A 13,361-nucleotide genomic window follows, 5' to 3' on the forward strand; every position below is an offset into this window, starting at 1 on the left:
TGCCCCTCACGAGTGCGTGCCGAGATAGCTCTCCATCAAGGCCGGGTCGGCGGCAAGTTCCGCAGCGGGACCGGAGCGGCGCACTTCGCCGAGTTCGATGAGATATCCCTCGTCGGCGATTTCGAGTGCGGCGCGGGCATTCTGCTCGACAAGCAGAATCGAGACGCCGGTCTTGCGAAGTTCCGAGACGATATCGAGAATGTCGGTAACGATCTTCGGCGCTAGCCCCAGGCTCGGCTCGTCGAGCAGCAGCAGGCGCGGCCGGCTCATCAGCGCGCGGGCGAGCGCCAGCATCTGCCGTTCGCCGCCGGAGAGCGTACCGGCAAGCTGCTTGCGCCGTTCGGCAAGCCGCGGAAAACGCGCGTAAAGCTCCTCCCGCGTCTCGGCCCTCTCGGAAGCGCTGCGCAGGAAGCCGCCGAGCTCGATATTGTCCTCGACGGACATGCTGGCGAAAAGTTCGCGCTTTTCCGGAACGAGGCAGAGGCCGGCCGCCACCCGGCCCTCGACCGATTGCGGCACCGGGGCTCCGTCGTAAAGGATCGTGCCTCTTGCGGGCATGATTCCCATGACGGCATTGAGCAACGTCGTCTTGCCGGCGCCGTTGGCTCCGATCACGGTGACGATGCTGCCGGGTTTCATGGAAAGCGAAATGCCGTGCAGCACTTCGGCGCGGCCGTAGGAGGCGTGGATATCTGAGAGTTCGAGCAAGTTCCGGGTCACGCCGCACCTCCGAGATAGGCGGTAACGACGGCCGGATGCCTGCGCACCTCCGCCGGCCTGCCTTCGGCGATCAACGTGCCGAAATCGAGCACGACCAAATGATCGACCAGCCCCATCACAAATCCCATGTCGTGCTCTACGAGCAGCACGCTGACACCCTCCTCGCGGAGTTTCCTGAGGAGGTTCGCAAGCTCCTGCTTCTCTCCGTGGCGCAGCCCCGCCGCCGGCTCATCCAGAAGCAGAACCGCCGGATCGGCAGCAAGCGCGCGGGCAATTTCCAGGATGCGGATCTGGCCGAGCGCCAGATCGCCTGCCGGGCGGTCGCGATACTGGCCAAGGCCGACGCGTTCGAGCTGGTATGCGGCTTCAGTGAGCAGCGTTGCCTCCTCTTCCCGTTCGAGCCGCAGGAAACTGCGGAAGACGCCGGCCGAGCCCCGCAGATGCGCGCCGAGCGCGACGTTTTCCAGCACCGACATGTCGGGAAGGATTTTCGCGTGCTGGAAGGTGCGGGCGATGCCATGTCTGGCGATCTGGCGCGGACTGTCGCCGGTGAGCGGCTGGCCTTCGTAGAAGACCGAGCCGGTGGTGAGCGATGCTATGCCGGTGATGAGATTGAAGGTCGTGCTTTTTCCCGCGCCGTTCGGGCCGATCAGCCCGACGATCTGGCCTGCCGTCACTTCGAAGCTCACATCGTTGACCGCCACCAGCCCGCCGAAGGTCTTGCGCACTTTTTCGACCTTGATGAGCGGCGAGCCTGCCGGCGCGAGCGCGCGCTTGGCGAGCTTGCGTTCGGAAGCCGGCACCGGCCGCGGCGGCCGCTTCGGCAGGAGCCGCAGCACGAAAGGCCAGAGACCTTCCCGCGCGAGCTGCAGGATGAGGACGAGCAGGATGCCGAAGACGATCATCTCGAAATTGGCGGTCGTGCCAATGATCCCCGGCAGGAAGCGCTGCAGGGCGTCCTTCAGGATCAGCACGATGCTGGCGCCGAAGATCGCCCCCCAGACATGGCCGGAGCCGCCGACCACCGCCATCAGCAGATATTCGATACCCATGGAAAGGCCGAAGGGCGTCGGGTTTACCGAGCGCTGCATATGGGCATAGAGCCAGCCGGAGAGCGCGGCCACGACGCCGGCGAAGACGAAGACGGTAAGCTTGGCGCGGACGATGTTGACGCCGAAGGCTTCCGCCGCCTGGCCGCCGCCCCGCAGGGCCCTTATGCCGCGGCCGGCGCGGGAATCGAGCAGGTTACGGGCACCGATCGCCACCGCGATGACGAAAAACCAGATGAGATAGTAGATCGAGCCGTCGCTCAGGAAACGATAGCCGGCGAATTCGATCGGCGGAATTCCGGAAATGCCGTCATAGCGACCGAGCAGATCGATCTTGCCGAAGAGATAATAGAGCGCCAGGCCCCAGGCGATCGTGCCGAGCGGCAGGAAATGGCCGGAAAGGCGCACGGTAATGAGGCCGAGCGGCAGGGCTATCACCGCGCCGACGATGAGCGACAGCGGCAGGGTCAGCCAGGGCGAGACGCCGTAATGGGTGCTCAGCACGGCTGTCGTATAAGCACCGAAGCCGCAGAAAGCCGCCTGGCCGAAGGAGGTCAGACCGCCGACGCCGGTGAGCAGCACGAGGCCGATCGTCACCAGCGAGGCGAGGCCGATATTGTTAAGCAGCGTGATCCAGAAGGGCGGGACAGGCAGGATCGGGATCGCGGCGAGCAGCAGGATGCAGACGAGGCCGGGGAGCATGCGCTGGAAGGTCATCGTTCACTCCTCCTCGTGGAACGTGTGGCTAAGGGACAACCAGATCAGCACGGGAATGATCAGCCCGAAGACGATGACTTCCTTGTAGGAGCTGGCGAAGAAGGAGGAGAAGGACTCGATCAGGCCGACGCCGATTGCGGCAGCGGCGGTGATGGGGAAGCTCGCGAGCCCGCCGATGATGGCCGCCACGAAGCCTTTCAGGCCGATCAGGAAACCCGTGTCGTAATAGATCGTGGTGATCGAGCCGATCAGCACGCCGGAGACTGCGCCGATCGTCGCGGCCAGCATGAAGGCGGTGACGCCGGTCAATTGCGTCCGCACCCCGACCAGCCGTGCGCCGAGACGGTTGACGGCGGTCGCACGCAGAGCCTTTCCAAGCAGCGTCCGCTCGAAGAAGACGTAGAGGGCGATGATGATCGCGATCGTGGAACCGTAGATCCAGAGGCTCTGTGCGGGCACCATCAGCGATCCAAGCGTATAGTTCGCATCGGCGAGCGGCTGGGCACGCAGGCCCTCGGCGCCGAAAAAGATGAGACCAAGCCCCATCATGGCGAGGTGCACGCCGACCGAGCAGATCAGCAGCACGAGCACCGAAGCATCGGCAAGCGGTCGATAGGCGATGCGGTAGACGTAAAGTCCCATTGGCGCGATGACCAGGATGGTCAGCAATGCCTTGGCGAAGGAGGGCAGGCTGAGCGGGGCGAGCGCTGTCACGATCCCGTAGATGATGCCGGGCAGCAGGAGATTGAGCCCCAGGCTGCGCAGGAAGGTGCGCGCATCCGCCGCCCGGCGCATCTCCCAGAGATCGAGCAGGAAGGCGACCGCGCCGAAGCACACGAGCAGCGAGATGGTTGGAGGAATACGCCCGTTGTCGAGCAGCGCGAGCGTCAGCGCCCCATAGGCGACGAACTCGCCCTGGGGAATGAAGATCACCCGCGTGACCGAGAAGACGAGAACCAGCGCCAGGCCGAGAAGCGCGTAGATCGCACCGCTGGTGACCCCATCCTGGATCAGGAAGGTCGCAATCATCGCGTCCAAATGAATTTCCTCCGATCGCGAAATATGAAATGCCCGTCACGCCCGCCGGGTCATGGTTTGTCGATAGGCTTGGCCTCGTATCCGCGTCATCCTCCGGCCTTACCGAGGATCTATCCACGTCCGAAGCGGGCAGATGCTCGGGACAGGCCCGAGCATGACGACGGAATGTCTGACGGCCCCTTTAAGAAGACCCGGCGCGGACGCCGGGCCTCGCTAAATTGCTGCCTTACTTGACGAGCTCGAACTTGCCGTCCTTGGCCGTCAGCAGAACAACGGCTCGATCGTCGAGGCCCAGATGGTCGTCGGCCTTGTACTCGAAGACCCCTTGGCTCGCCGGAAACGGGCCGTCCGTCTCGATCGCATCGCGCAAGGCCGCGCGGAATTCCGGCGTTCCCGGCTTTGCGACCTTGAGCGCCGTCGGGATCGCCTTCTTGAGGATCGCCATGGCGTCGTGGATATGGGCGCCGAACTGCGTGCGCGTGCCGGCGCCGAACTTCTTCTCATAGGCCGTCACATAGGCGAGGCCTTCCTGCTTGGTTTCGGAGCTGTCCGGCTGGGCTTCCGGCACCATGACCGGGCCGGAGGCGAAAATCGTGTTATCGGCCGCCTTGCCGGCGATGCGCAGGAAGTCGAAGGTCACGGCGCCATGGGTCTGATAGATCTTGCCGGCGAAGCCGCGTTCCCGGAGCCCGATCTGCGGCAGAGCCGCGCCGGTGCCGGAGGCACCGATGAAGACGGCATCCGGACGTGCGGCCACGAGCTTCAGCACCTGCCCGGAAACGGAGGTGTCGGGGCGGGCATACCGTTCCTCGGCCACGACCTTCAGGCCGTATTGCTCGCCCATCGCCTTGAACTGGTTCACCCAGAGGTCGCCATAGGAATCCGAGAAGCCGATGTACCCGACCGTCTTGACGCCGTCGGCCTTCATCCTGGCGAAGAGATTCTTGGCGATGAGGCCGGCGTCCTGCGGCAGGATGAAAGTCCACTTGCCCTTGGAAATGTTCGGCGGAACCGGCGAGGCGGCAAGATGCGGCGTGCTGGTTTCGCCCGCGACACCGGCAACAGCGATCGACGCGGGGGTGAGCGCCGAACCGACGATCACGTCGACCTTGTCGTCGTTGACGAAGCGGCGGGCGTTGGTGGTGGCGACGGACGGGTCGCCAGCGTCATCGAGGACGATGACCTTGAGTTTCTCTCCGCCGACTTCGGCCGGCCAGAGTTCGACGGAATTCTTGAGCGGAATGCCGAGTGCGGCGCCCGGGCCGGTCGAGGATACGGTGACGCCGATGGTCACGTCGGCGAGCGCAGGGACAGCAACAAACGGAAGGGACAGGACGGCAACCGCCGCTATCCCAGCAAAGAACCGGTTCTTCATAGGATCCTCCCAGATCAACAGCGGGGCGATCTCCTCCCGCCCGCCTGTTTGTTTACATGGAGATTGTTTCTTTGTAAACAATCTTGGCCCATCGCAAATCGGAATGCGCCAAGGCGCTCCGCCTCAGATTTCGGCAACGGCAACTGTCAGGGTTCTTCCTCCCCAAGCAGCCGCGCGAGATCTGTTTTCCTGTTCAGCTCGACCCTTTCGCGCGTTCGGCGGACACGCCGTTCCACGAACCCCAGCATGTCCATGAATTCTTCGACTTTGCCGGCAGGAAGGTCGCCAAACAGATGCTTTTCGAGGGCATCGATCTCAGCCACCATCTTATCGTAGATGGCCGTGCCTTCCGGCGTCAGCTCGACCTGCGCCCATCGCGCATCGCGCTCGTCCGAACGGCGATCCGCCAGACCGCGATCGACGAGCTCGCGGATCGCGCGCGACACCATGGCCTTGTCGATGGTCGTGTGCCGGCCGATTTCCATCGGCGAAATAGGCTGGTAGCTGCCGACCGCCGACATCACCCGCCAGATGTTCAGCTTGAACCCGTTGATCTCGCAAAGAAGGCTGATCAGTTTGACCATTTCCGCATTGCTGCGGGCGAGCCTGTAAGGCACGACCTTGGAGAGCTTCCTGGGCGACGAAGGCTGTTCATCCGTCATCGGCTCAGGTCACCAGCGCCCGCTGCTTGTATTCCGCGGTGTCCCAGAGCCGGTTCGTCATGATGTCTTCAAGGATATCGACGGCCTTGATGACGTCGTGCTCGCCGATATAAAGCGGCGTGAAGCCGAAGCGTATGGCATTGGGGGCGCGGAAATCGCCGATCACGCCGCGGGCGATCAAAGCCTGCATGATCGCGTAGCCTTCCTCGTGCAGGAAGGAGATCTGGCTGCCGCGCTTTTCCCCATCACGCGGCGAGCCGAGCTTGAGCGACGGGCAGCGGTTCTCGACCTCGGCGACGAAAAGGTCGCATAGCCTGATCGACTGCCGGCGCACATCCCGCATGTCGACGCCTTCCCAGGCATCGAGTGCCGCATCGAGCGCCGCAAGCCCGAGGATCGGCGGCGTGCCGACGCGCATGCGGTCGATGCCGCTGCCGGGTCGATAGCCGAGCTCGAAGGCGAAAGGTGACTCATGCCCCAGCCAGCCGGAAAGCGCCGGCCGCACCTTTTCCGCATGACGCGGCGCGACATAGACGAAGGCTGGGGCGCCGGGTCCGCCGTTCAAATACTTGTAGGTGCAGCCGACGGCAAAATCCGCCTCCGCCCCTGCAAGATCGACCGGCAGGGCGCCGGCGGTGTGGGCGAGGTCCCAGATGGCGCCGGCGCCGGCGGAATGGGCTTTCTTCGTCAGCGTCTTCATGTCGTGCAGACGGCCGGTGCGGTAGTCCACTTCCGTCAGCATCAGCACGGCGACGGTCTCGTCGATCGCCGCCTCGACCTCTCCCGGCTCTACGATCTTCAGCTCGTGACCCTTGGCGAGCGAGCCGATCAGGCCCTCTGCCATATAGAGATCGGAGGGAAAGTTGCCGCTGTCGGAAAGGACGACCTTGCGTTCCGGCACGAGTTCCAGCGCCGAGGCAAGCGCCTGATAGACCTTGACCGAGAGCGTGTCGCCCATGACCACGGTGCCCGGCTCCGCGCCGATCAACCTGCCCACCCGGTCGCCGATCCGGCGCGGCATCGTCATCCAGCCGGCCTTGTTCCAGCCCTTGATGAGCAGCTCGCCCCATTCCTCGGTCATCAGCTTCGCGACGCGGTCCCTTGCGGCAAGCGGCAGCGGCCCCAGCGAATTGCCGTCGAGATAGATCACGCCCTCCGGCAGATAGAAGAGCGAGCGGGTCTTTTCGAAATCCGTCACGAGCCACCTTTCCGAACCAACGACATTGAAGCAACGCAGACTAGAAGCTCATGCGGGTCATGCAAGATGAAATCGCAATCGCCTCCCGGTGCATTCCGGCCTTGTGGGCCATCGTTTGCCGCCGTAACCTGCCTTTACCGATGTCCGATCGAGGCTCACGACGGTGGATCCTTCCTCTTCCAAGACAGGACCGTTTCCCGAAGAGACGGGAATTCTGGAATTCCTGAAAATCTGTGACGGCTTCTATCCGCCGGATGCGGTAAATGCGCCGATCGGGCAGCAACGCGCCTGGTATGACGCGCTCTGCGCCCGCTTCGACCGCGCTTTGCCGGAAGGCCTCACGTTCGAGGACGGGATGCTGTTCGTGCCGATCCGCCGCTATAGGCCGGGGAATTTCCGCACGGCAACGGTGCTGCTTTATCTGCATGGCGGCGGGTTCGTGGTCGGTTCTCTGCAGAGCCATCATGCCATCTGCGCCGAGATCGCCGATTTTGCCGGGGCGGAGCTTGTCTCGGTGGATTATCGTCTCGCACCGGAGCATGTGTGGCCGGCCCAGACGGACGATTGTTTTGCGGTGCTGAAGCAGCTTCTCGGGCAGGGCAGGAAAGTCGTGGTGATCGGCGACAGTGCCGGCGGCAATCTGGCGGCCGGGCTTGTTCTTCGCGCCCGTGACGAGGGGCTGACCGGCATTGCCGGACAGGTGCTGATCTATCCGGCGCTCGGCGGCGATCTGGTATCGGGCTCCTACGAGGAAATGGCCGAGGCGCCGGGCCTGACGACAGCAGATGTCGCCTACTACCGCGCGATCTTGAAGGCGCCGGCGGACGAGCCCGTGGCGCATCCGCTGCTTTCGGCCGAGCTCTCCGGCCTGCCGCCGGCCTATATCACCGTTGCGCATTTCGATCCGCTCAGAGACGACGGACGGATGTATGCCGAGAGGCTTCGCCGGGCAGATGTAGAAGTGATTTTCCGTGAGGAGCCGCAGATGGTGCATGCCTGGCTACGCGCCCGGCACATGAGCCAAGGCGCCCGCGAAGGCTTTCAGGCGCTTTGCGAGGCGATCCGGCGGTTTGCTACATCAGGTCGCGCGGGATGACCTTCTCGAAGGTCTTCCGGAATACCTGCTTTTCACCCTCATAAGCGATGACCGAAGCACTGATCAGCCAGTCCTTCGCCGTGCAGGCGATGCGCGACGTCGAAACCGTCCTGACGGACCAGTCGGGCCGCTGCATATCGCACGTCCATGTGGAGGTGCCGGTCATGGATAGGGGATCATCCGGCTCGATCGACCAGAGCTCTTCGCGTATCTGACGGGTCGCAAGTCCCGTGCCGGGGTGTTCGTGAAGCCCTGTATCCTCGTGGATACGATAATCCGTGCGGTTGGCGGAAAGATCGCGGGTGACGCTGCGTTTCGTTTCGGCCGGAGCGTGCTCGATATATTCCGGCAGCGGATCGGGATTGTCCGGCTCCCTCATCTCGAACACCTCATGCGCGCCGAGCTTCGGCATCGCCAAGCCCAAGGAGGCTATGTCGATCGTCAAACCCGGATCGTCTGGCGGCGGCAATACGGTCGGCCAATAGGCAGTGGAGAGCGACAGCCGGATGCGGTGACCCTCACCGAAACGGTAACCGCAGGCATCGAGCTCGAGCCGGACCGTTACGGGCTCATCCGGCTTCAGCGGCTCAGGTTCGGCATTGCCGTTGCGATGGGCAAGGTTGACGACGCCGAAAGAAACCCGTGTCGCCGTCCCATCGGGATGGACGTCGACGATGCGGGCGCAGAGATTGGCGAGGTCGGCATCCGAGCGGAGCGTAAGCGTCAAAACCGGCCGCCCGAGATAGGTCCGAGCTTCGGCAAGCGGCGGGGTTTCGAAGGTCAGGGATCCCGCGTCGTCGCCCCGCTGGTCGCCGGCCATTTCTGCGTCCGGTTTCAGCGTGAACCATTCGCCGGACGCGGTGCCGATGTCGAGCGGTGATTTGAGACAGGCCTCGTGAGCCGGAGCATGCGGGATCGGGAGGCCTTCGACGAGCGTTCCGAACTGCTCCACATAGAAGCATTGCGCGTCCGGTTCGGACCATGCCCGCTTGGCGATCCAGAAGCCGGGATCGTGGTCGCGGCGCGGTGCCGGCTTCGGCCCGTCGAGAATATAGGCGCGCACCTGCGGCAGGTCGTCGATGCCGTTCTTCTCGCCGCGCAGCCAGCGGTTCCAGAACGCGATCGCTTCGCCGTGGAAATCAGCACGCGGCTTCGGCCAGGCGAAATGCGGATACTTATGCACCCAGGGGCCGATCAGCGCCTTGGACTTTTCGCCAAGGCCCTCGACCGCAAGCAGCGGCGTGTTGCGGTAACCGTCGGCCCAACCGGCGATCACCAGCGTCGGGATTTGGATGGCCGAATAATCTTCGCAGATCGAGCCATGCTTCCAGAAAGCATCGCGACGCTGATGCGACAGCCAGTCCTCCATGAAGAAAGGCTCGTTTTCCAGCCGCTCCATCCACATGTCGCGCCAACGGTCGCCGGCCAGTTCCGGATCCGGCGGTCGCGACTGGTAGGCGAGCATAGTCGCCGCCCAGGAGAGCTGGGCCGAGAGATGGCAGCCGTTCTTGTAATGGATGTCGTCGTTGTAGCGATCGGTCGTGGAAGCGATGGAAATCACCGCCTTCAACGCCGGCGGTCGCAGCGCTGCGACCTGCAGGCTGTTGAAGCCGCCCCAGGAAATGCCCATCATACCGACATTGCCGTTCGACCAGGGCTGTTCGGCGATCCAGGCGATCAGCTCGCAAGCGTTCGCCAGCTCCAGCTCGGTATATTCGCCGTCGATCACGCCGTCGGACTCGCCGGAGCCGCGGATATCGACGCGCACGCCGGCAATGCCCGCCGCCGCGAAGACGGGATAGGTCGATTCATCCCGGGCGCTCGTTCCGTCCCGCTTGCGGTAGGGCAGGAATTCGAAGACGGCCGGCACCGGATCGGCCCCGGCACCGTCCGGCATCCAGATCCGGGCGGAAAGCCGCGTTCCGCCCTTCAGCGCGATCCATTGGTTTTCGATGACGGTGAAGGAGCGTTCAGCCATTGCCACATGCACTTTCAATGTTCACGGTCAGTTTCCGGCGCTTTCCATGCGCCGCGTGTTCAGCACCTTCTCCAGCCAGCCGATCTCCATCTCGGGTACCGATTTCAGCAGGAGGTCGGTATAGTCGTCAAAGGGCGGCGAAAGCGCTTGCGATTTCGGACCGAAGCGCACCAGCCGGCCGCGATGCATGACGGCGACGGAATCGGCGATCGCGCGGACGATCGCGATGTCATGGGTGATGAAGACATAGGAAAGCTGCTGCTCCTCCTGCAGTTTCATCAGAAGTTTCAGGATGCCTTCCGCCACCAAGGGATCGAGCGCCGAAGTCGGTTCGTCGCAAAGGATGAGCTCCGGCCTCGCAGCCAGAGCGCGGGCGATCGCGACGCGCTGCTTCTGGCCGCCGGAAAGCTCGGCCGGGTAGCGGTCGATGAAGCCGTTGCCCATCTCGATCTGGTCCAGCAGTTCCTTGACCCGCGCCGTCTTCGCCGCGCCCCGAAGGCCGTCGTAGAAGGTGAGCGGCCGGCCGATGATGTCGCGCACCGTCTGGCGCGGGTTCATGGCGGTATCGGCCATCTGGTAGATGAGCTGGATGCGGCGTAGGTCGTCGCGGGGACGGTTCTTGAGCGCCGGCGTCAGCGGTTTGCCGTCGAAAATGATTCGCCCTTCGCTCGGCGGCAGGAGGCCGGTGACGACGCGCGCGAGCGTCGATTTGCCCGAGCCGGATTCTCCGACGATCGCCAGCGTCTGGCCCTTGCAGAGATGCAGCGAGACGCCGTGGAGTACCTTGAAGCCGTTGGAATATTGGGCGCTGACGTTGTCGACCTTCAACAGCGGCTTCGACTGGTCGGCCGCCTCCTGCCGCGCCGTCTGGCGGACGTTGACCAGGGCGCGGGTATAATCCTGCGTCGGAGCCTCGATGATCTGTTTCACGGAGCCGTATTCCACCGTCCTGCCGTGGCGCAGAACCATGATGTCGTCGGAAATCTGCGCGACGACGGCGAGGTCGTGGGTGATGTAGAGCGCGGCGGTATTGGTTTCCTCGATCGCATGCTTGATCGCCGCCAGCACGTCGATCTGGGTGGTCACGTCGAGCGCCGTGGTCGGCTCGTCGAAAACGATCAGTTCCGGATTGGGACACAGCGCCATGGCGGTCATGGCGCGCTGGAGCTGGCCGCCGGAAACCTGATGCGGAAAGCGGTCGCCGAAGCTTTCCGGGTTCGGCAGGCCGAGCACGCGGAAGAGGTAAAGGGCGCGTTTTCTCGCTTCGTCCTTCGTCATCAGCCCGTGCTTGACGGAAGCCTCGATCACCTGATCGCCGAGGCGGTGGGCGGGATTGAAGGCGGCTGCGGCCGATTGGGCGACGTAGCAGACGCGGGCGCCGCGCACCTTGCGGATGCCGGCCTTGTCGAGCGCCAGGATATTCGTCCCGTTGAGGAAGACCTCGCCGCCGGTGATCTCGGCGCCACCGCGACCGTAGGCGAGTGCGGAGAGGCCGATCGTCGATTTGCCGGCACCCGATTCGCCGATGAGCCCGAGCACCCTGCCCTTCTCAAGATCGAAGGACACGCCGTCGACGATGGTGATGCGCTTTGGCGGTTCGCCGGGCGGATAGCTGGTCGCCTCGATCTTCAGATTGCGGACGGCCAAAAGGTTTGACGAAGTCTCAGGCATCGCCGCGCCCTCCCTTCAGGCTGGAGGTTCGCTTGAGCAGCCAATCGACGACGAGGTTGACGCAGACGGCGAGCGCCGCGATCGCGGAGCCGGGCACCAGCGCTGCCGAGATGCCGAATATGATGCCGTCCTTATTCTCCTTCACCATGCCGCCCCAGTCGGCCGTCGGCGGCTGGATGCCGAGGCCGAGGAAGGAGAGGGTGGAGAGGAAGAGGATCGAGAAGGCGAAGCGAAGGCCGAATTCCGCAAGCAGCGGCGAAAGCGTGTTCGGAAGGATCTCGCGGAAGATGATCCAGGTGGTGCCTTCGCCGCGCAGCCTTGCGGCCTCGACGAATTCCATCACCGCGACGTCCAGGGCCACGGCTCGGCCAAGACGGTAGACGCGGGTCGAATCCAAGATCGCCATGACGAGGATCAATACGACCAAGTGCTGCGGCAGGACGGCCAGCACGACCAGCGCGAAGATCAGCGTCGGGATCGACATCATCAGGTCGTTGAAGCGGGAAAAGACGGTATCGATGACGCCACCCGAAACGGCAGCGATGAAGCTCAGCAGGATGCCGAGCGAAAACGAGATGACGGTGGCCGCGAGCGCCACGGAGAGCGTGGTGCGGGCGCCGTAGATCAGCCGCGAAAGGATGTCGCGGCCGAGATTGTCGAGCCCGAAGAAGAATTGCGCATCCGCTTCCTGCCAGACGCCGCCGACCACTTCGGTCTCGCCATAGGGGGCGATCAGCGGCGCAAAGACGGCACAGATCAGGGCCAGTGCGATGCCGATCATGCCGATCCATGCGGTTATGGGCCAGGCGGTGATGGAAATGTCTCTCAGCCTCATCGCGGATGCCTCAGGCGCGGGTTGGCGACGATCGCGAGGATATCCGCCAGCATGTTGAGGAAGATGTAGACGGCCGCGAAGATCAGTCCGCAGGCCTGCACTACGGGCATGTCACGCACCGTCACCGCATCGACCATGTACTGGCCCATGCCGGGATAGACGAAGACCACTTCCACCACCACGACCCCGACAACGAGGTAGGCGAGGTTGAGGGCCACGACATTGATGATCGGCGCGAGCGCATTGGGCGCGGCGTGCTTGACGATCGCCCGCCAGGCGGAAAGCCCCTTGAGTTCGGCCGTTTCCATATAGGCCGACGACATGACGGAAAGGATCGCCGCACGCGTCATGCGCATCATGTGGGCAAGAACCACGAGCACCAGCGTTGCGGTGGGAAGCGCGATCGCCTTGATCCGCTCGAGCAAACCCATGCCGTCGAAGACGGTGGCCGGGAAAGTCGCGACGCCGAAATTCACCGCAAAATAGAGGATCAGCAGATAGCCGATGAAGAATTCCGGCAGCGAGATCGCCGCGAGCGAAATGACATTGATGATCTTGTCCGGCAGGCGGTTGCGGAAATGTACGGACAGCATGCCGAGACCGACGGCGAGCGGCACGGCGATCACCGCCGCGAAACCCGCGAGGAAGAGCGAATTGCCGAGCCTGTTGGCCACCTGTTCGGAAACGGAGTTCCTGCTTGCCCAGGACGTGCCGAAATCACCCTGCACGGCACCGCCCAGCCATTCGAAGTAACGGGTAACGAGCGGCCGGTCGAGGCCGAGTTCGGCGCGGATGTTGGCGACCGCCTGGGGCGTGGCCGACTGGCCGAGATAGGTCGTGGCGAAATCGCCCGGCAGCGCCTCGACGCCGCCGAAGATCAGCACCGAGACGGCGAACAGCAGCAGGATCGACAGGAGCATCCGCTCGATAACCAGCGCAAGAAGCGGAAACCGCTCCCTGAAACGCTGCCCGGGCAGGCTCTCTGTTCCGGTGGAATTGGACATCGGCAAGGCCCTCGTTCT

General features: G+C 63.8%; 11 protein-coding genes. 1 reads left to right on the plus strand and 10 read right to left on the minus strand.

Annotated features, from left to right (window positions below; genetic code table 11):
• Positions 1 to 6: 6 nt before the first annotated feature.
• From ACMGE0_RS19375 to kynU, 6 genes are all read right to left on the minus strand, one after another.
• Positions 7 to 720 carry an ABC transporter ATP-binding protein gene (locus ACMGE0_RS19375; protein ID WP_436817508.1) on the minus strand — a complete coding sequence of 238 codons (714 nt, stop codon included), beginning with the start codon at positions 718 to 720 and terminating at the stop codon, positions 7 to 9.
• Positions 717 to 2,486, minus strand: coding sequence for a branched-chain amino acid ABC transporter ATP-binding protein/permease (locus ACMGE0_RS19380; RefSeq protein ID WP_436817509.1), 1,770 nt, complete (start codon positions 2,484 to 2,486; stop codon positions 717 to 719). Before ACMGE0_RS19380 ends, ACMGE0_RS19375 begins: the two co-directional genes overlap by 4 nt.
• 3 nt (positions 2,487 to 2,489) lie before the next feature.
• Positions 2,490 to 3,524, minus strand: coding sequence for a branched-chain amino acid ABC transporter permease (locus tag ACMGE0_RS19385; RefSeq protein WP_436817510.1), 1,035 nt, complete (start codon positions 3,522 to 3,524; stop codon positions 2,490 to 2,492).
• 226 nt (positions 3,525 to 3,750) lie between these two features.
• On the minus strand, positions 3,751 to 4,899 hold the full coding sequence (locus tag ACMGE0_RS19390; RefSeq protein WP_436817511.1) for an ABC transporter substrate-binding protein: 1,149 nt from the start codon (positions 4,897 to 4,899) through the stop codon (positions 3,751 to 3,753).
• A 146-nt stretch (positions 4,900 to 5,045) separates the two neighbouring features.
• Positions 5,046 to 5,561, minus strand: a complete 516-nt coding sequence (locus ACMGE0_RS19395) for a MarR family winged helix-turn-helix transcriptional regulator (RefSeq protein ID WP_436817512.1) — start codon at positions 5,559 to 5,561, stop codon at positions 5,046 to 5,048.
• A 4-nt stretch (positions 5,562 to 5,565) separates the two neighbouring features.
• Positions 5,566 to 6,759 carry a kynureninase gene (gene kynU, locus ACMGE0_RS19400; protein ID WP_436817513.1) on the minus strand — a complete coding sequence of 398 codons (1,194 nt, stop codon included), beginning with the start codon at positions 6,757 to 6,759 and terminating at the stop codon, positions 5,566 to 5,568.
• Between the two features lie 163 nt (positions 6,760 to 6,922).
• Here kynU and ACMGE0_RS19405 point away from each other — a divergent pair, with 163 nt between their 5' ends.
• Positions 6,923 to 7,855 carry an alpha/beta hydrolase gene (locus tag ACMGE0_RS19405; RefSeq protein ID WP_436817514.1) on the plus strand — a complete coding sequence of 311 codons (933 nt, stop codon included), beginning with the start codon at positions 6,923 to 6,925 and terminating at the stop codon, positions 7,853 to 7,855.
• On the opposite strand, the gene ACMGE0_RS19410 is transcribed toward ACMGE0_RS19405, so the two are convergent.
• From ACMGE0_RS19410 to ACMGE0_RS19425, 4 genes are read right to left on the minus strand one after another with little or no spacing between them, the layout of a single operon-like run.
• Entirely contained in the window at positions 7,833 to 9,833 is a 2,001-nt protein-coding gene (locus ACMGE0_RS19410) for a CocE/NonD family hydrolase (protein ID WP_436817515.1), read from the minus strand. The genes ACMGE0_RS19405 and ACMGE0_RS19410 overlap by 23 nt on opposite strands.
• Positions 9,834 to 9,860: 27 nt before the next feature.
• Positions 9,861 to 11,504, minus strand: a complete 1,644-nt coding sequence (locus tag ACMGE0_RS19415; RefSeq protein WP_436817516.1) for an ABC transporter ATP-binding protein — start codon at positions 11,502 to 11,504, stop codon at positions 9,861 to 9,863.
• Entirely contained in the window at positions 11,497 to 12,339 is an 843-nt protein-coding gene (locus ACMGE0_RS19420; RefSeq protein ID WP_436817517.1) for an ABC transporter permease, read from the minus strand. The genes ACMGE0_RS19415 and ACMGE0_RS19420 overlap by 8 nt, the downstream gene beginning before the upstream one ends.
• A complete protein-coding gene (locus ACMGE0_RS19425) occupies positions 12,336 to 13,343 on the minus strand; it encodes an ABC transporter permease (protein ID WP_436817518.1) in 1,008 nt (335 codons plus the stop codon). The genes ACMGE0_RS19420 and ACMGE0_RS19425 overlap by 4 nt, the downstream gene beginning before the upstream one ends.
• Between the last annotated feature and the right edge of the window lie 18 nt (positions 13,344 to 13,361).

Origin of the sequence: Neorhizobium descurainiae, assembly GCF_051400715.1 — a bacterium.
GTDB lineage: Bacteria > Pseudomonadota > Alphaproteobacteria > Rhizobiales > Rhizobiaceae > Neorhizobium.

What these genes read in the sequence shown, in the direction of transcription:
- ACMGE0_RS19420 (WP_436817517.1), bottom strand. Translation starts at nt 12,339, where the DNA reads ATGAGGCTGAGAGACATTTCCATCACCGCCTGGCCCATAACCGCATGG.
- ACMGE0_RS19425 (WP_436817518.1), bottom strand. Translation starts at nt 13,343, where the DNA reads ATGTCCAATTCCACCGGAACAGAGAGCCTGCCCGGGCAGCGTTTCAGG.
- ACMGE0_RS19415 (WP_436817516.1), bottom strand. Translation starts at nt 11,504, where the DNA reads ATGCCTGAGACTTCGTCAAACCTTTTGGCCGTCCGCAATCTGAAGATC.
- ACMGE0_RS19390 (WP_436817511.1), bottom strand. Translation starts at nt 4,899, where the DNA reads ATGAAGAACCGGTTCTTTGCTGGGATAGCGGCGGTTGCCGTCCTGTCC.
- ACMGE0_RS19410 (WP_436817515.1), bottom strand. Translation starts at nt 9,833, where the DNA reads ATGGCTGAACGCTCCTTCACCGTCATCGAAAACCAATGGATCGCGCTG.
- ACMGE0_RS19380 (WP_436817509.1), bottom strand. Translation starts at nt 2,486, where the DNA reads ATGACCTTCCAGCGCATGCTCCCCGGCCTCGTCTGCATCCTGCTGCTC.
- ACMGE0_RS19395 (WP_436817512.1), bottom strand. Translation starts at nt 5,561, where the DNA reads ATGACGGATGAACAGCCTTCGTCGCCCAGGAAGCTCTCCAAGGTCGTG.